Below are 16,566 nucleotides of genomic sequence, written 5' to 3' on the forward strand. Positions count from 1 at the left end.
GTTCTCACACATAGTAATACTGCCAGCCGTGCTCCGTCCAAATGCGCTTTACCGTCACGCCGAATACCCGGTCCAGCACGCCGCTGGAAAAGATCTCCTCCGCGGTCCCGGTCCGGCGCAGCATCCCCTCCTCCAGCACAGCCAGCTGATCCGCCTCCCGCAGTGCCAGGGACAGGTCGTGCAGGACCAGGACCACAGCCCGTCCCAGCTCTGCCAGCCGGCGGGAGACGGACATGACCTCCATCTGATGTTTGACGTCCAGGTAGGTGGTCGGCTCATCCATGAAAATGGTCTCCGTGTCCTGCGCCAGCGCCATGGCCAAATAGACCTTCTGCCGCTGGCCGCCGCTGAGCTCCGACATGGGCCGGTCGGCCAGGTCCTCCGCATCCGCCCAGGCCAGCGCCTGCCGGGCCATCTCGCGATCCTCCGGCCGGTAGCGCCGGGGATAGCCCAGATAGGGGAACCGGCCATGGAGCACCATTCGCCGGGCTGTGATGCTCGGAATATTACGGGCCTGTGCCATATACGCCGCCTTTTGGGCGATCTGCCGCACGGTCAGGCGGTCGATGCTGATGCCGTCGAACAGCACGTCGCCCGTCCGGTCCGGCAACAGCCCCAGCGCCGCCTTGACCAATGTGCTCTTGCCGCAGCCGTTCGGTCCCAGAAGGACCGTCACCTGTCCGGGCGGGAACGCCATGGATATCCCGTGAAGCACCGCATGGCCGCCATAGCCCGCGCCGAGGTCCTTGAGTTCGATCATGTGTGCCCCCTCCTTTGCAGCAGCCAGATAAAGAAGGGGCCGCCCACCAGCGCCATAACGATGCCCACCGGCAGCTCAAAGGGGGCGAACAGCATCCGGGCCAGCAGGTCGCATCCCCCCAGCAGGGCCGCGCCCCCCAGAGCGGAGGTCACCAGCAGCGGGCCGCTGTCCTCCCCTACCAGCCGCCGCATGATATGCGGCGCGATCAGGCCCACAAATCCGACCAGGCCTGAGATGCTCACCGCCGCTCCGGCCATCACCGCAGCCAGCGCCAGCACCAGGAGGCGGAGTCTTTTGGCGGATACCCCCAGGCTCTGGGCCTGCTCCGTCCCCAGCATCAAAACGTCCATCTCATTATGCAGGGAGAGCGCCGCCGTGAAGCTCAAAACGATGGGCCAGAGCGCCGGTTTGATCCTGGTCATGGACATGCCGGAAAAGCCGCCGATCCGAAAATCAGAATACCCGTTCAACGCGTCCGGCACGAAGGTGATGACCGCGTCGATGCCCGCACTGAAAATACTGGAGATCGCCACACCCGCCAGCACCAATGTGATCTTGGACGCCCCGGTCCGTTCCGCGATGAACAGCACCAGACTCACGCCTAAAAAGCCGCCCAGCAGCGCCGCATAGGGGACCAGCGCCACTGAGGAGGGCGCAACGGCGCAGCAGACCGCCACCAGCAGTCCGGCGCCTGCGTTGACGCCGATGGTGCTGGGCGCCGCCAGGGCATTGGACAGCACCCCCTGGATGATCGCCCCCGAGGCCGCCAGGGCGGCGCCGGTCAGCAGGCAGGCGCAGGTCCGGGGCATCCGCACATAGCGGATGATCCGGAACGCCACTGTGCCGTGCTCCTGCCCCGCCAGGACCCGGCCCACGGTCCCCAGCGGGATCGTCTCCGCGCCCAGGCAGAGGTTCAGGACCGCCACCAGCAAAACGAGTCCCGCCAGAACAGCGGCCGTTGTGCCGGGTTTATGCCGCGGGATAGAGGATGTCCGCCAGTTTTTCATAAGCTTCTCCCCACCGTGCGTTGGGCTTTACATTGTACAGCCGCTGGTCCATCGTGTAGTATCTGCCCTCCCGCACCGCGGTCAGCTCGCTCCATGCGGGATTGGAGAGCAGCGTCTGTTCCAGCGTCGCTTCCGCCTTTGCCGTGTCAGAGCCCTGGAGCACCACGAAAATATACGCCGGGTCCGTGGCCAGGATGGTCTCCATGCTGAGATTTTCCAGCAGTCCGGTCTCGCTGTCCGCGATGTTGACGCAGCCCAGCTCCGCCAGCATCTCGCCCAACACCGTGCCCTCGCTGTTTTTTACCTTGCAGCTGGAGCCTGTGGCCCGGATATACAGCACGCTGGGTCCCTCTTCCGGCGCCCGGTCCTTTGCCTGCTCGATCTGCGCCTGCACCTCTGTGCCGTACTGCCGGTAGTTCTCTGAACAGCCCGTGAGCTGCGTGCAGATCCCCAGCATGTTCAGATAGTCCTCAAAGGAGCTGACCTCAAAATAGGCCACCGGGATCCCCGCCTGTTCCAGCACATCCATCAGCTCCACATCGGCAGCGGTCTTGGCGCTGCCGATGACGAAGTCCGGCTCCGCCGCCAGCAGCTGTTCCAAATTCGGTTCCTTGACCTCTCCGAGATTCGCCACTGTATCCGGCAGGTCCAGGTCAAACTGTGTCCAGCTGTCGTTGGCCGCAGCCACCAGCGTGTCCCAGCCGCCAGCCAGGCACCAGACATCCGCGAAGCTGCCGATCAGCGCCGCTGCCCGCTCTGGAGCCGCAAGCGTGACCTCCCGTCCCAGGTCGTCTGTAAAGGAGACCATCTCCGTATTTTCCGCCTGTCCGTCTTGCTCCAGTGCCTGGATCTCCGCCTCTGCGGCGGGCTTCCCGCCGCAGGCCGCCAGCAGGCACACCAGGACACAGCACATCAGGGTCGTTCCCATTTTTTTCATTTCACTTCTTTTCCCTTCTGTCTCCCGGAAGTTCCTTCCGTATATCGGGAGTCTAATTTCTAATATTTTCCATATAAAACATAATAGCCGCGGCGGTCTCAATGACTGCCGCGGCCGATATTCCCGCAACAAACCAAGCAGCACCATTCCTGCGGTCCTGCTCTTTTCCCACGAAATAGGTCTCCTGACTCGCGCTGCGGAGCCTGCCGCTCCGCCGGCCTCTCCCCACCTTCTCAGAGATCCCTCCAATGGCGAACTCGCGTTCAACGCTCTGTGAGCGCTTAGGGAAGCCTTACGCATACAGTGCCGGCACGTCTCGGATTCTCACCGAATTCCCTCATCTCTGCATCTTCGGGAGATGCAGAGTCACTCCGTGCTATTTAACCATCGATCGGTCTTTAGACCCTTGGTTTTAGTGATATTTTAGCATATCTGCATAGCAGAGTCAATCTCCCTGCTCTTTTAAAAATGCATATGCGGCTCCATACTGCCAAACCCTTTTCAAATACCAGCTGAAAAAATTTGTCGTTGATTGAATTTTAGTGTTGACAATTCCGTTACTTCCTGTTATACTGTCAACTGTTCCGGTTCGGGGGTATAGCTCAGCTGGGAGAGCGCTTGACTGGCAGTCAAGAGGTCAGCGGTTCGATCCCGCTTATCTCCACCAAGAAAAAGCCTGAAATCTTTTGATTTCAGGCTTTTTTTCTTTATTTGCTTCCAATGGGCATCATGGGCCGTCCGCTATTCGCTCAGGCAGCCCCATGATGCTCTTGCTTGATTTTGGGTGGAAAAACAGATATACTCCATATAAACACACTCGAAGATCCCTCTGCTGCTTTGACCGGCGATTTGACTGCCGAATAGGAGGACCGCTATGAAAAAAGACTATCTGCTGTATATCGATGGCGCCTGGACACCGCAGAGCGACGGCTGCGTCCGAGACGATCTGGAACCCGCCACCGGGAAACCGCTTTGTTCCGTACACCGCGGCGGTCCGGGGGATGCGGAGCGGGCGCTGGCCTCGGCCCAAGCCGCCTTTCCCGGCTGGGCCAGCACTCCCGCCGACCAGCGGGAACGGGTGCTCCTCCGGGCAGCGGACATTCTGGAATCCCGGATGGATGAATTCATGGACCTGCTGGTCCGGGAGGGCGGCAAGCCCCAGTCCATTGCCAGAGGTGAATTTTTAGGTTCCGCCGGCGTGTTCCGTGTGGCCGCGGGAGAGTGCCGCCGTCACAGCACGGAGCATATGCCTCCCACAAAGCCCGGTCAGATCTCTCTGGTGGTCCGGCAGCCTCTGGGCGTCATTCTGGGTATCGTTCCCTTCAACTATCCCCTGATCCTGTCCGTGAAAAAACTGGCCTATGCCATCGCGGCGGGAAACGCCTTCCTGCTCAAGCCCTCTCCCCACACCCCGGTGATCAATCTGCTGCTGGGAGAGGTCCTGACCCAGGCGGGTCTGCCCAAGGGCGTTCTCAATGTGCTGCCGGTGGCGGATGAATCCATCAGCGCGGCGCTGGCTCAGGACAGCCGGGTCCGTATGGTGTCCTTCACCGGCGGCGGCAAGGCCGGTCACGCCATCGCCGCGGCCGCCGCCAAAGATCTCAAGCGTGTGGCGCTGGAGCTTGGCGGCAAGAATCCCTTGATCGTTCTGAAAGACTACGATGTGGACGAAGCCGTGAGCATCGCCGCCAGCGGCGCTTTCAGCAACCAGGGCCAACTGTGCATGGCTACCTCCCGCATCCTGGTGGAGGCCCCGCTGTATGAGTCCTTCTGCGAGAAAATGGCCGTCGCGGCCAGCGCCCTCAAAGTGGGCGATCCCACGGACCCGGCGGTCTCTATCGGACCGCTGATCGACGCGGCCCACTGTCCTTTCGTGAAGGGGCAGGTGGACGACGCTTTGGCAAAAGGGGCCAGGCTCCTCACCGGCGGCGGGTATGAAGGTCCCTTCTTCCAGCCCACGGTCCTGCGGGATGTGACGGAGGACATGCGCATCTATTATGAGGAGAGCTTTGCCCCTGTCACCAGCATCGTGCCGGTGGCAGACGCCGCAGATGCCCTGGCCAAGTGCAATGACAACCAGTTCGGCCTGTCAGCGGCGGTGCTGACCCATGACCTGGACCTGGCCATGGAGCTGGGCATGAAGATCCAGGCCGGCATGGTGCACATCAACGACATGACCTATCTCAGCGCCACCACGGCTCCCTCCGGCGGCGTGAAGGAGAGCGGTATGGGCCGGGAGGGCGGCCGGTATTCCATGGATGAATACACAGAGCTGAAATGGCTCACCTTCCAGGGCAAGGGGACCTGGTGATCCACCTGCATCAAAAAAGCTCCCGGCGGGAATTCCGCCGGGAGCTTTTTTATGTCGATACACCTGTGCGTCTGCCGGAACGCTGTCCGGCGGGCGCCGGTCTGCGGCGGCCTCACAGGATCCCCAGGTGTTCCAGCAATATCTTCGCGCCCAGCAGGATCAGGATGATGCCGCCGGACAGCTCCGCCCGCCTCTTATACCGGGCGCCGAAGAAGTTGCCCACGGCCACGCCCACCATGGAGAGGCAGAAGGTGATGCACCCAATGATGGAGATAGCGGGCACGATGGAGACCTCCAAAAACGCAAAGGTCACGCCCACCGCCAGAGCGTCGATGCTGGTGGCTATCGCCATCAAAAGGAGCTGCTTGTAATCCAGCTTCGCGCTGACGGCGCAGGCCACTTCCTCCTCTTCCGGAGACAGGGCCTCCCGCACCATATTGCCGCCGATCAGCAGCAGCAGCCCAAAAGCCACCCAGTGGTCGATGCTCTGTATGTATCCGGCGAACTGGGATCCCAGCAGCCACCCCGCAAAGGGCATCAGCGCCTGAAAGCCGCCGAAGAACAGCGCGATGACGGCGGCATGACGCCAATTCAGCTTCGGCATGCAAAGTCCCTGACAGATGGCCACGGCAAAGGCGTCCATGGACAATCCCACGCCGATGAGAAACAGCTCCGCAAAACTCATACTTCCACTCCTATCGCTCTCACAGGATCACCGGCACGCTCTGGCGGATGACAAGGCTCTCCGGCGTCACGGCACAGTCGCAGGCCCGCACGTTCACCCCGTTGGCCGCAGCCTCCCGCAGGGCGGCGCCGAAGGCGGGATGGGTCCCGTCGTTGGGGGCCACGCTGCGGATGTCCTCCATCTGCACCACAAAAAACAACGTGGCGTCCAGTCCGGCTGACGCCGCCCGCTGCAATTCCCGGATGTGCTTCACGCCCCGCTCCGTGGGGGCGTCCGGGAAACGGGCCGCGCCGCCCTCCTCCAGCGTGACGCCCTTGACCTCCACCAGATGGAGGCCCTTTGGCGTCTCCAGGCAGAAGTCCAGCCGGGAGTCCCCGTAGACATATTCGCGCCGCACCGCCGTCACATCCGGCAGGAAGCCGCCGGACGCCGCCCACTCCGCAAAGACCTGATTGGGCGCCTGGGCGTCCATGTTGATGAGCCGCGCTCCCTTTTCCACCGCAATCAAATCATATGCGGTCTTTCGGGCGGGATTCGTCCCCCGTGCCAGATAGACTGTAGCGCCGGGGACCAGCAGCTCCCGGCACCGGCCGGTATTCTTCACATGGACCGTCTCCACGCCCGCCGCGGTCTCCACATGGGCGATGAAGCGGTTCGGCCGGTCCAGAAAGCGGCCGGAGATGACCGCGTTGTAATGCATCTCTGTTCCTCCCCAGTGTGTGATTTTTTTATTATAGCACGTACCGGCATATCGCGTATACCAATTTTCCCATGGTTTTTTTGTCATAATTTACCAAGAAAGCGCGCGGTATCTCCCGAGACCGCGCGCTTTCCAGATCTCAATGATGGAAGTGCAGCTCATAGGTGTCCACCGTCAGGTCCAGGGTGTCCAGCACCGCGCCGTCCTCACCGTACAGCGTCACATGCACCGGAAGGTCCGCATGGAGCACACTGTATCCTCTCCACTCCTCCAGATCGACGATATAGCCCCTATACCACTGGTACGCCGCGTTTTCCAGATCGCATTCCTCATCTGGTACCTCCCCGAACCCGTTTGGCCGGTGATCCTCCGCCCGGTATCGGAAGGCGAACAGGTCATCCCCCTGCTTTTCCCCCTGGAAGGTGAACGTGCGGGTCTCCCCCTTGACGGTCTCTCTGGCCCCTGTGGCCGAGGTGATATACTGGGTCGTCCTTTGGGCCGTCACCTGGGCGGTGGCCGCCGCCGCATCCCGGAACGGCCCTGCCACATACAGCGTGCCGTCCCAGGCCGTGCAGAGGGTGCCCCGGCCGATTTTTGGATTTCTGCCGTAATCTGCCCGCACCCGCAGGAAATTGCGCCGGTACATGGTGAAAATATAGGTGTCATCCGCCGTCTTGGCCAGCAGATAGGTGTCGTAATCGATCTCATGAAACCACCCTGTGGAATATTTGCGTTCCACCCGATCCGCCAGGATCGGCTCCAGGTCCGGCAGCAGATACTTCCGCTCCATCCGCTCCAGCATCCCCTGCACCGTGTAGGGAGGGAAGCCCAGCATGGTGTACACCACCAGCCCAAGCACTATGCACACCAGCAGATTGCGGACGATCTTCTGTTTTCGGTTCAGTCGGATCCGTCTCATGCCTCACTCCCCCAATCCACCCGCAGGGTCCACTCTCCATCGGCGGGATAGCTGATCTCCACCCACTCCGGCGGCGCGTCCAGCGTCAGTTCCAGGGTCTCACGGAACCGTGTCCAGCCGCCCGGCCCCGCCCATTTGCACTCCCAATACCGGCTCTCCGGCATAGCGTCGTCCTCGGCCTGCCGCCGGTAGGCGCTCAACTCCCCCTGGCTGTCCCGGTAGGTAAACCAGCTGGTCGGCGGCCATGACCCCGCCGCCAGCGGGTCCCGCTGCCTGACCCACAGCAGGATCTCCGCCTTCACATGGCCGTCCTCCTTCCAGACCTCTCCCGGGGCGGCGTACACAGTGGCGTGTTTCAGCTCCACCCTTTCCGCCGCCTCAGGCGGCGCCTCCCACTGCAGCTCACTGACAGTTTGCCGCACCATCTCCGGCATGACCTCCACCACAAAGGCGGTCACCACCGCCGCTGCCGCCAGCGCCAGGACCAGGATGCGGGTGGCCTGCCACAGCCAGCCCCAGAGGGGATGGTGGGCCCGATCCATGGCGCTGCCCACCAGAGAGGCGCTGCCCATGGCGCCCAGCGCCCGCTGTTCCGCCAGGTCCCGGTCGTAGCCCAGGCGCTCCAGGTCGGCGCAGCTGTCCTCCAAATGGGCCATCAGCTCCTGCCGGATGGCCGGGTGGTCCGGCTGAAAGCGGACCTGGGCCAAGACCGCCTCGCACCAGTTTCGCCATGCCTGATTCTCCCGGGGCGCGGAGGTTTTATTCTTCCCTTTGAAGATTCCAAAGTTCTTTTTCATAGGTATGTACTTCCCTCCCGGCCGCGTCAAAAAAGGTCACCTTGACATCGCTGATAAAATCCGGGTCTCCCGCGCCGTCGGCTGTGCTCTGGAACACCCAAAAAACCAACGCTTCGTCATCTTTCAGGTTTCCCTCCGGGTATTTCCGCTCCAGGGCAAAGCGGTAAAGCCCGTGCTCATTGGGTTCCGCCTCCATGGTATAGGTCTCGTCAAACGCCCGGCCGTTGGCAATCTCACGCAGACGCAGCGCGCATACCGCCCGCGCGTCATTCGGCAGGTCCGCATAGACGTAGACCGCCTCCGGATCGCGGCTCCTCTTCTCCTGGAGAAATACCACCGCTCCCTCCGGCTCCGCCAGTTGGAATTCGGACACAGCATAGTCCATCCAGCCATACCGGTATTCGACGGCCGTCCCGTAAAACGCGCCAGCCCGAAACACCACGTCCCGCCGGGCGTTCTCCCACGCGGTACGGTGTAGCGCCTCCGGCGCGGGCAGTCCGTATTCCTCCGCCCGCCAGCGGAGGGCGGTATCGGCTGCCGGCGCCCGGAAATCATGGACGGCCCAGACCAGAAGCGCCAGCAGGACCGCGGCCAGCAGGTTCCGCGCGATCCTCTGTTTCCGGCTCAGCCGGGGCAAAATCCGCGGCAGCTTCATGGTGCTTCCTCCTCTCTTCCGGGCAGTTCCAGCCGGAAAGACCATCCGGCGGTCCTGTGGCGGATCTCGATCCACTCCGGGGCGCCCACAATGCGATACACGCCGATGGACAGGGTGCTGCGGACATGTCCCTGGGTGCTGCTGCCTCCATAGAGCCGCTGGGGCGCGCCCCCGTCTGCATACCGCAGGCCATTGCTGTCCACCGCTTCCAGACAGCCATGGAGCACCGGAGCACCCAGCCAGAATTTCGGCGTCTGGGCTATCATCTCCACATACAGCGTGTCCCCATCAAAATGCGCGTGCTCCACGGTCATGGTGTATGCCCCCGCCTGAAAGGGCGGCGGGAAATCCACGGTATCCTCATAGCGGTAGAACTCATCCCACTGGGAATGCGGCCGGATCCATTTCCCCACGTCCGGCAGTCCGCCGTTTGAAAGAACGGCCATCAGCGCCCATGCCGCCGCCAGCACCGCCAGCCACCGGCTCACCTGCCACAGCCAGCCCAGCCAGGGCCTGTGGGCACGGTCCAGCGCCCGCCCCACCTCCGCCGGGTCCCCCATGGACCGCAGGACCCGCTCCTCCGCCAGCTCCCAGTCATAGCCCAGCCGCAGCAGGTCGGCCTTGCTGTCCTCTAGATGGGCCGTCAGCTCTTTCGTGATCGCCTTGTGGTCTGGCCAGAACCGCACCTGCTCCAGCACCTCCCGGACCCAGCCCCGCCACGCGGGGTCCAGCCGGATATCCGCTTTTACCTCCCGCATAGGCTCACGCCGGGGAAATGCCGCAGACCACGGCATTCACCTTTTCTGTGAAGGTGTTCCACTCCTCTTTCTTCTCCTCCAGCGCCCGCAGGCCCTTTCGGGTGATGCGGTAGTACTTCCGCACCCGGCCAGTCTCCGCCTCCTTCTCCCGGACCGTCACCAGCCGGTCCGCCTCCAGGGTGTGGAGAATGGGATACAGCGTCCCCTCCTTCAGCTCAAAGGTGTGGTCGGAGCGCCGGGCCAATTCCGTGATCATCTGGTAGCCGTACATCTCCTCCCGGGCCAGCAGGGACAATACCAGCAGCGTTGTGCTGCCTGTCATCAAACTCTTGTCTATCTTCATAGCCGCTCCTCCTTCTCTTATAGCCACCGCATGGTGGTCCGCCGAAATTGCTCGATGTCCCGCGTCTCCAAAAGCGCTTCGTTTTCGCCGTACATCCGCAGGACCCCAGAATAACGTTCCTTTTGGCTTCCGGCAAAGATCTCCCGTTCCCATCGGGCCTGCTGGCTCGTGTCCGCGTCGCCATGCTGCCGCGTCAGATCAAACCGCCAGCAGTTTTCCGCTGCCCGCGTTCCCCGCGCCGTGCAGGTGGAGACCATCTGATTGGATGTGTAGGACAAGGTGATATCCATCTCCGCCGAGGTAGCGTCCGGCAGATCGCCAAAGACAAAGAGATGGATGGGATAATACCCGTCCTGTTTTCCCGCGGCCAGGTCGATGCCGGCAAAAGCACCTACCTCCTCGTCATACAGGCGCACGTCATCCAGCCACAGCCCCATCAGCGTGCGGTCATAGTAGACCTGCAAAACATCGCCCTGGTTCCAGAGATACAGCTCACAGCCGCCCCCAATGGAATCCGTTTCCAGCAATACCTGGGAATCCCCCGCCATCAGATATTGCCGCTCCGCCCTGCGGATCAGACCGGCCTTGGTCAAGCTGGGGAATTCCGTTGCCCAGGACATCAGAAACAACGCCAGGACAATGCACAGCAGATTACGGATGATTTTCCGCTTCCGGTCCCATTTGGGCAGCCATTTCCCCCATTTAGCCATCCGTGTCCACCTCCCACTCCAGCCGCAGGGAAAAGCCCTCGCCGCTGCTGCAGGTAAATTCCGTCCACTGCGGCATCTCCTCTAAAAAAGAGACCCATACCAGATATTCTGAACAGAAGGGATTTTCCTTGATGAAGCTCACTTTTACAAAACCGTCCCAGCGCTCCCGGCGTTCCTTGTACGTGTACTCCTTCCACTCCGTAAGAGCGGCAAATTCTCCGCCTGTGCTATCTGTCATCGACAGGGTCTGCAAAGCCCGATAGGGGCCATGATCCCAAAAACGGCCGTCCTCCGCCCGCAAAATGGCCACCATGTTATAGTTCTTCTCCAGCTCATTCCACCAAAGAGCGGCATAAGGAATGGATATGCTGTATCCGCTCCGCTCCACTGTGCCGCCCTGTGTCACCGTGGCCCGGGAATAGGCGGGATTATTCAGCTCAAGGCTATAGCCATTCGGCTCATAATCTCTCTGAGGCCGCATCAAATGCAGATCATGGCAAATGTTGTAGCCGCTGTCCCTATATGACACGACGCACAGCAGCAAAGAAACGCAGAGTACCAGCACCCACTTGCTCGCCAGCCACAGCCAGCCCAGCCAGGGCTTATGTACCTTGTCCAGCGCCCGGCCAACCTCCACCGGATCCCCCATGGCGTTCAGCGCCCGCTCCCGTGCCAGCTTGTAATCATAGCCGATCCGCTCTAAATCTTTCACATGATCCTCATAGTGGGCCTCCAGTTCCCTGCGGATGGCACGCCGGTCCGGCCGAAACCGGACGCAGTCCAAAACCTCCGTCACCCAATTCCCAAAATGTCGCTCCAAGCCCGCTCACCTCCAAAAAAGCACAATACCTCGGCCATCTATGTTTATCATACATAGATGGCCGAGGTTTGTCAACCCTTGCATGCACTTATTTTTCCGGCAAAAGCGGGCTGTACATCATGATGGCGTCGTTGGTGAACAAAAACTGCTCCTCCAAAAGCGCCCCGGTCTCTCCGTATACCAGCCGGTACAGGGCGTTGTGGCGGACATACCCGCCCCAGGACTGCTGGTCGATCCGCGCCTCCCGCTCCACGATCTCATAGCGGAATTCCGGCGGCCGCACGGCCCGCCAGGCTCCCTCCAGATGGGTCTCCCCCACCCGCACGCAGAGCTGAAAGTCCTGGTCTGTGTCATTGCGGATCATCAGGTCCCGGTGGGGATAGGCGCAGGTGGCGCCGCTGCCGAAGGGCTGGGTCCGATTGGCGTCGGGAAATACGTCGTGGGAGTGACGATAGCGCTCCACCACCGTCAGCGGCGTGTGGAGCGTCATCCAGAAGATCAGGTTGGAGAGCTGGCACAATCCGCCGCCAATATCCCCGCCGATCCGTCCCAGGAACAGCACCATCCCCTCCTTGTAGCCCTTCCGGCTGCTGGGCCTGCCAATCAGCCTCCAGTAGCTGAAGGTCTCGCCGGGGTGCAGCACCAGCCCGTCCAGCCGTGCCGCCGCCAGCTTTAAGTTCGTGACCTTGTTCCGCTGCCACTCCATCTCCTCCCCCCGAAGCTGCCGCATCAGCGGCGTGGCGTGGGTAAATTGAATGCAGGGCAGGCGCTCTTTTCTCCGCTCCTTTGCCCAGCGAAATTTAGGAGAGCACCAGAGCAGATACCGCTTTCCAGCATAATACGCCTTTCCCAGCCGCAGGCGAAGCCAGCTGCGGCGGATAGGCGGGCGCAGCTGTTTGTCTATTTTCATATGCGACTCCCTCATACCTTATCCGGTGGGTAGACGGTCACTGTGACAGGCGCGGAACGGACGATGGCGCCTTGCTCCGTATCATAGGCCAATTCCGTCGTCAACTCGCCCATATAGTGAACCGTCTGAAAGCGGGGATCCTCCATGCCAAACGCCATCGCAGCTGACAACGTTCCCGCCTCCACGTCAATATCCAGGGTCGTCCATCCGCTTTTTATGGGTGCATAGCGGAACTCCTGCCAGATGGTTTCCTCCTCGTAACCGGCGGCGATGCAGGCGTTATAAGTGCGTCCCTCATCATCCGTTATCAGGCACTGTATGTAGCCGGCCTCTTCCCCCAGCGTCTCAATGGTAATGAACTCCGCCATCTCCTCCCATGGCTCCAGAATGGGGATCTCCTCCATGGCGGCCAGATCGTAGGCAACGCACCAATCCTCGTGTATCCCCGTCCCGCCTCCGCCTTGCAGATACAGGAGATCCGGCTGGCCGTCGCCGGTCATATCCGCCCAGAAGGGCATCCCATAGCCGGACACCGCGCCGCCATAGCCGGCGGAGATGTTCCAGCCCCACGCATACCCGCTGGCGTTCAAGCGGTCATTCAGTTTCATGGTGCGGCCGTTGTAACGCACGGTTGCCGTCTCAAAGCCATCGCTGATCCGCAGGTAGAAGTCCGGCTCTTCCGGCCGGGTAAACTCATAGTAAAAATGGCCGTTCTCCTCCACGCCGCCAAAGTCGAACCCATTGGGCCTGCCGTCCCGATACATATATTCCAGAGCCTCTTCCGACAGCAGCAGCCGTGTCGGCGCCTCTTGTTTCTCCTCTGTCTGTTCAGGGATTTCCGGCTGCTCCTGGACTGTTTCTTCCTCTTCTTTTGCGCCGCATCCCACCAAGAAAATCGTCAGCAATAGGCATAGCCAGGACATGTACTTCCGCCTTTTCATAAAAATCCCCCACATTTTCTATGTATTTGGGGTAAGCATACCAGAATGTCTGGAAAAATGAATCTCAAAAAAGGAACAAATCGTTACAAAACAGAACACCTGTCCCCCTGTCCTGTTCCAGAAGCAGGCCATCACGGCCGGTACGCAAAGCGCGTCCCGTTATACGATAAAACTCCACCCCAAAATGGTGGAGCCGTGTTTCGGAGATGGTTCTTAAACGTATGGGGCTATAATAAGGGGAGAGCCGACAGGCTCTCCCCTTATTTTTCACTTTTGCGACATGTGTCATCGAGTAATTCCTGCTCCGCGCATTTTTATATGCCAAGGCCGCAGGGCTTATACCGCATTTTCCTTCTGGATGGCAGGCAGTTCCTCGCCGAAGAATTCGGCCAGGATCTCGTCGCAGTTCAGCACGGGGTCGTTCGCCTCTCCAGTGAGCGTTCCCAATTCGGGCATGGCCGCATTGGTCCAAGCGGCGAACCGGGCAAGGATGGCCTCCACGGCGGATACAGTCACCAGTTCGTCGGGCTTGAACCTGCCGTCTCCATAGCCGTTCACCATGCCGTGGGATTGGGCCCATCCGATAGCAACGGTGAACTCATGGTCGGCGGGCACATCGGTGAAGGTGCTGGGCGTACTGTCGGGCTGACCCTCGTGATTCCACAGGTAACCAACGAACTCGGCGCGGGTCACCGGGCCACTGGCCAGAGGGACGGCCGGGTCATCGATCGTAATGTCAGGATCATCTTCGTCCACATCGGGGTCGGACGCCTCACTGTTCCGTTCCCAGCGGGCTGCCAAATCGATCGTGCCGTTCACGATCTCCGGCACATTCATGCTCCACCCAATAAACGTGTAGCCCGCACGAGTGGGTTCAGCCAGCTCAGGAAATTGGGTGTTTCTCTCCAACTGATCACTGAAGATGGGCGTATCGCTGTATCCGTCCCGGACGATCACGTTAAAGAATTGGGCGGGAGCAGCTTTCAAGCACAGGACCGCATCCCCGGAGGCAGTCCAAATCTGATAGGTGTTGTCCTGATCGCAGCGAGAGCCGTTGACATCCCAAAGCCACCTGGAAACCGCGCTGCCATCGATCTCAGCGCCCATATCCTCAGCGGTCATCAGGGTGATAGAGCCTCCCCCGCTGACGTTGCTGTATATGTCGTCGCTGGATGATTCAGAAGTGTTGTTGTACAGTTTACCTCCAGTCATGGTGAAGACAGTTGTGTGGCTATATACGCCGCCGCCAGTCCCCTTAGCCTCATTTCCGGAAATTTCTCCGCCGCTCATGGTAAAGCTGCCAATGTAGCTGTAAACACCGGCACCGGCACTGGCAGTGGAATTCTCGGAGATCTTGCCGCCGTTCATCGTAACGTCGCCATTGGAAAAAACACCGCCGCCCTTAGAGGCATTATTATTGGAGATCTCACCAGCGTCCATCGTAAACTTACTGCCGCTGGAGACAAGTATTCCGCCGCCGTAGTTAGAGGCAGTATTATTCGAGATTTCACCGCCGTTCATTGTAACGGTGGCTTGACCGCTTGCTGATACACCGCCGCCATTTTGGGCCTTATTCCCAGTAATGGCGGTATCCTTCAGTTCAACAGTTGTCTTGTTACCGCTGGCAAAAATACCGCCGCCGTTGTTAACGGCATCATTATTTGAAATCTCACTGTCTGTGATCGAAACTTTTCCGTTGTTCACCTCGATACCGCCGCCCCAGACAGTCGCGTGATTTCCGGCGATCGTACCATTCTCGATCTCAATAACGGTATAGTCCGGGTCTGGAGATTCCGCATAAAGGACCGATCCAATTCCACCGCCGCTGGCGGCAGTGTTGTTGGAGATGGTGCCTCCGTCCATCTTCAATGCAGCGTCATCATCCGTCCGGCTAGCCAATTCTGTATTGATGTATACGCCGCCGCCGCTGTATGCGGCAGAGTTTCCATCGATTTTCGCACCCTCACCCATGGTAACGGTGCCTGCACCCACATATACGCCGCCGCCGTTGTTGGCCACATTCCCGGTGATGGTGCCGCCCTGCAAATCAAGGGAAGCATTGTCTGACACTTTGATACCGCCGCCAAAGCCCTCACCATGCTCGACCACATGATAGCCGCCAGTAATGGTCCCGCCACCCTCACTGTCAGTCACAGTGAGCTTGGTATCCTCGCCAGTAACGGTGATAACAGTGTTTCCACTGCCCTTGCTGCCCGCTTCGGTTTCGCTTTCGGCACGGTAGCCGCCGTCGATGGTCTGGCCGTGCAGGTCCAAATTGACGTTTTGTCCCTCATCGACGGTGATGGTCGTGGTTTTGCCATCTTTGCTCTCGTTATACTCGACTTCCTCGTTGAGCTGGATATTCCGGCCGCCATCGTCGTCATCCCAGGCTTCAATGCCATAAGACTTGCCGCCTTCTTCATCTGTGCTTTCAGAGTACCCATAGCGGCCGTCACTAATCTCGGTCCCCTTGTCGTTTCCGTCAATAGCATCTTGGAGGTCGGTAAAGGTGGCTGCCAACGCAGGCTGCACCATCCCTACACACAGAGCCAGCGACAGGAACACCGACAAGACTTTGTTTCGCTTTTTCATTACGCAATTTCCTTCCTTTATTTTCTGAACGTGAAGCACCCGGTATCTGAACAAACGTAGAATTAGGTTTATGTCTCGCGGTTTCCCATCACCTGGTTGTGTGGCAATCCGCCGCTGTCGGCGGCTCCGATGGCTGGTATATACCAGGGATGATTACTTCTTATAGGAAGACCGCCTTTCTTGCCCTTTCTCGATCCAAGCTATTTGTTACGAAGCAGAGCTTCGTAACAAACGGCGTACCGGTACGCCGTTCGAATTTTTGGAGTTGTATGATGATGGAAATTATACCATTTAATCGATGGCGTTGCAAGTACGATTCCATGCGGAATGCGGAATTGTTTGGAAAATTTTTTGATTTGCGGTTTAATAAACCGATAACCGAAATCGTCCCTTATCAAAGGGTAAATTATGCATGGACGAATGTCCATCCTCTTAAACATATTGTCCAACAATTGGGCGCTGCGCCAATTCCTATCCAGATAGTGTAAATCAGACTCGTGTTATTCGCAAATGTTTGATATTTCAGAATTAGTACTGTCAGGAGTTGTGCGGTTGGGGCATCAGCTTTTTGGGGCCGCTGGCGCTGCCAGCGGCCTTCTTTATAATTAAAAAGAGGACGGCAAACAAAGATTGCCGTCCTCTTCGTGTTGGCGTTACCTATCTTCCCGGGCCGTCGCCAGCCAAGTATTGTGGGCAGAAATGAGCTTAACTACCGTGTTCG

The 16,566-nt window shown here is 59.7% G+C and carries 16 protein-coding genes, 1 tRNA gene and 1 riboswitch; of the genes, 2 read left to right on the top strand and 15 right to left on the bottom strand.

All coding sequences use genetic code 11. The annotated features are described in order from the left end of the window. Window positions 1–4: 4 nt before the first annotated feature. From Q0Z71_RS14130 to Q0Z71_RS14140, 3 genes are read right to left on the bottom strand one after another with little or no spacing between them, the layout of a single operon-like run. The gene (locus Q0Z71_RS14130) at window positions 5–760 is read right to left on the bottom strand and encodes an ABC transporter ATP-binding protein (protein WP_298024140.1); all 756 of its coding nucleotides are present in this window, start codon (window positions 758–760) and stop codon (window positions 5–7) included. Next, window positions 757–1,767, bottom strand: a complete 1,011-nt coding sequence (locus Q0Z71_RS14135) for an iron ABC transporter permease (protein ID WP_298024143.1) — start codon at window positions 1,765–1,767, stop codon at window positions 757–759. The genes Q0Z71_RS14130 and Q0Z71_RS14135 overlap by 4 nt, the downstream gene beginning before the upstream one ends. Continuing rightward, window positions 1,730–2,704, bottom strand: a complete 975-nt coding sequence (locus Q0Z71_RS14140; protein ID WP_298024146.1) for an ABC transporter substrate-binding protein — start codon at window positions 2,702–2,704, stop codon at window positions 1,730–1,732. The genes Q0Z71_RS14135 and Q0Z71_RS14140 overlap by 38 nt, the downstream gene beginning before the upstream one ends. 156 nt (window positions 2,705–2,860) lie before the next feature. Next, window positions 2,861–3,093: riboswitch (cobalamin riboswitch) on the bottom strand. Between the two features lie 202 nt (window positions 3,094–3,295). Here Q0Z71_RS14140 and Q0Z71_RS14145 point away from each other — a divergent pair. Together Q0Z71_RS14145 and Q0Z71_RS14150 are read left to right on the top strand one after the other, a co-directional pair. Then, a tRNA-Ala gene (locus tag Q0Z71_RS14145) sits at window positions 3,296–3,371 on the top strand. Window positions 3,372–3,578: 207 nt separating this feature from the next. Then, the gene (locus tag Q0Z71_RS14150) at window positions 3,579–5,015 is read left to right on the top strand and encodes an aldehyde dehydrogenase family protein (RefSeq protein ID WP_298024150.1); all 1,437 of its coding nucleotides are present in this window, start codon (window positions 3,579–3,581) and stop codon (window positions 5,013–5,015) included. 112 nt (window positions 5,016–5,127) lie between these two features. Here the strand turns inward: Q0Z71_RS14150 and Q0Z71_RS14155 are convergent, their stop codons facing one another. From Q0Z71_RS14155 to Q0Z71_RS14210, 12 genes are all read right to left on the bottom strand, one after another. Continuing rightward, on the bottom strand, window positions 5,128–5,700 hold the full coding sequence (locus Q0Z71_RS14155) for a manganese efflux pump MntP family protein (RefSeq protein ID WP_298024153.1): 573 nt from the start codon (window positions 5,698–5,700) through the stop codon (window positions 5,128–5,130). Between the two features lie 19 nt (window positions 5,701–5,719). Beyond that, window positions 5,720–6,400 carry a DNA/RNA nuclease SfsA gene (sfsA, locus tag Q0Z71_RS14160; RefSeq protein ID WP_298024155.1) on the bottom strand — a complete coding sequence of 227 codons (681 nt, stop codon included), beginning with the start codon at window positions 6,398–6,400 and terminating at the stop codon, window positions 5,720–5,722. A 139-nt stretch (window positions 6,401–6,539) separates the two neighbouring features. Next, entirely contained in the window at window positions 6,540–7,319 is a 780-nt protein-coding gene (locus Q0Z71_RS14165) for a hypothetical protein (RefSeq protein ID WP_298024158.1), read from the bottom strand. Further along, window positions 7,316–8,116, bottom strand: a complete 801-nt coding sequence (locus Q0Z71_RS14170; protein WP_298024161.1) for a permease prefix domain 1-containing protein — start codon at window positions 8,114–8,116, stop codon at window positions 7,316–7,318. The genes Q0Z71_RS14165 and Q0Z71_RS14170 overlap by 4 nt, the downstream gene beginning before the upstream one ends. Next, window positions 8,079–8,771 (bottom strand): hypothetical protein, encoded by a 693-nt coding sequence (locus Q0Z71_RS14175; protein ID WP_298024164.1) that lies wholly within the window; start codon window positions 8,769–8,771, stop codon window positions 8,079–8,081. Before Q0Z71_RS14175 ends, Q0Z71_RS14170 begins: the two co-directional genes overlap by 38 nt. Continuing rightward, window positions 8,768–9,529, bottom strand: coding sequence for a permease prefix domain 1-containing protein (locus Q0Z71_RS14180; RefSeq protein ID WP_298024166.1), 762 nt, complete (start codon window positions 9,527–9,529; stop codon window positions 8,768–8,770). The genes Q0Z71_RS14175 and Q0Z71_RS14180 overlap by 4 nt, the downstream gene beginning before the upstream one ends. Window positions 9,530–9,533: 4 nt before the next feature. Continuing rightward, entirely contained in the window at window positions 9,534–9,872 is a 339-nt protein-coding gene (locus tag Q0Z71_RS14185; RefSeq protein WP_298024169.1) for a PadR family transcriptional regulator, read from the bottom strand. A gap of 17 nt (window positions 9,873–9,889) precedes the next feature. Beyond that, complete coding sequence (locus Q0Z71_RS14190) at window positions 9,890–10,582, bottom strand: hypothetical protein (RefSeq protein ID WP_298024172.1); 693 nt, start codon at window positions 10,580–10,582, stop codon at window positions 9,890–9,892. Beyond that, entirely contained in the window at window positions 10,575–11,402 is an 828-nt protein-coding gene (locus Q0Z71_RS14195; protein WP_298024175.1) for a permease prefix domain 1-containing protein, read from the bottom strand. The genes Q0Z71_RS14190 and Q0Z71_RS14195 overlap by 8 nt, the downstream gene beginning before the upstream one ends. Window positions 11,403–11,490: 88 nt before the next feature. Next, window positions 11,491–12,312, bottom strand: coding sequence for a VanW family protein (locus Q0Z71_RS14200; RefSeq protein ID WP_298024178.1), 822 nt, complete (start codon window positions 12,310–12,312; stop codon window positions 11,491–11,493). A gap of 11 nt (window positions 12,313–12,323) precedes the next feature. Beyond that, the gene (locus tag Q0Z71_RS14205) at window positions 12,324–13,253 is read right to left on the bottom strand and encodes a hypothetical protein (protein ID WP_298024181.1); all 930 of its coding nucleotides are present in this window, start codon (window positions 13,251–13,253) and stop codon (window positions 12,324–12,326) included. A gap of 336 nt (window positions 13,254–13,589) precedes the next feature. Next, on the bottom strand, window positions 13,590–15,845 hold the full coding sequence (locus tag Q0Z71_RS14210; protein ID WP_298024184.1) for an S-layer homology domain-containing protein: 2,256 nt from the start codon (window positions 15,843–15,845) through the stop codon (window positions 13,590–13,592). Window positions 15,846–16,566: the final 721 nt, after the last annotated feature.

Source organism: uncultured Dysosmobacter sp., assembly GCF_947631635.1.
Lineage (GTDB): Bacteria > Bacillota > Clostridia > Oscillospirales > Oscillospiraceae > Oscillibacter.

Coding starts and splice junctions, on each gene's coding strand:
- sfsA (WP_298024155.1), bottom strand. CDS start 6,400: ATGCATTACAACGCGGTCATCTCCGGCCGCTTTCTGGACCGGCCGAAC.
- Q0Z71_RS14180 (WP_298024166.1), bottom strand. CDS start 9,529: ATGCGGGAGGTAAAAGCGGATATCCGGCTGGACCCCGCGTGGCGGGGC.
- Q0Z71_RS14190 (WP_298024172.1), bottom strand. CDS start 10,582: ATGGCTAAATGGGGGAAATGGCTGCCCAAATGGGACCGGAAGCGGAAA.
- Q0Z71_RS14175 (WP_298024164.1), bottom strand. CDS start 8,771: ATGAAGCTGCCGCGGATTTTGCCCCGGCTGAGCCGGAAACAGAGGATC.
- Q0Z71_RS14150 (WP_298024150.1), top strand. CDS start 3,579: ATGAAAAAAGACTATCTGCTGTATATCGATGGCGCCTGGACACCGCAG.
- Q0Z71_RS14140 (WP_298024146.1), bottom strand. CDS start 2,704: ATGAAAAAAATGGGAACGACCCTGATGTGCTGTGTCCTGGTGTGCCTG.
- Q0Z71_RS14210 (WP_298024184.1), bottom strand. CDS start 15,845: ATGAAAAAGCGAAACAAAGTCTTGTCGGTGTTCCTGTCGCTGGCTCTG.
- Q0Z71_RS14155 (WP_298024153.1), bottom strand. CDS start 5,700: ATGAGTTTTGCGGAGCTGTTTCTCATCGGCGTGGGATTGTCCATGGAC.
- Q0Z71_RS14165 (WP_298024158.1), bottom strand. CDS start 7,319: ATGAGACGGATCCGACTGAACCGAAAACAGAAGATCGTCCGCAATCTG.
- Q0Z71_RS14185 (WP_298024169.1), bottom strand. CDS start 9,872: ATGAAGATAGACAAGAGTTTGATGACAGGCAGCACAACGCTGCTGGTA.
- Q0Z71_RS14135 (WP_298024143.1), bottom strand. CDS start 1,767: ATGAAAAACTGGCGGACATCCTCTATCCCGCGGCATAAACCCGGCACA.
- Q0Z71_RS14130 (WP_298024140.1), bottom strand. CDS start 760: ATGATCGAACTCAAGGACCTCGGCGCGGGCTATGGCGGCCATGCGGTG.
- Q0Z71_RS14205 (WP_298024181.1), bottom strand. CDS start 13,253: ATGAAAAGGCGGAAGTACATGTCCTGGCTATGCCTATTGCTGACGATT.
- Q0Z71_RS14200 (WP_298024178.1), bottom strand. CDS start 12,312: ATGAAAATAGACAAACAGCTGCGCCCGCCTATCCGCCGCAGCTGGCTT.
- Q0Z71_RS14170 (WP_298024161.1), bottom strand. CDS start 8,116: ATGAAAAAGAACTTTGGAATCTTCAAAGGGAAGAATAAAACCTCCGCG.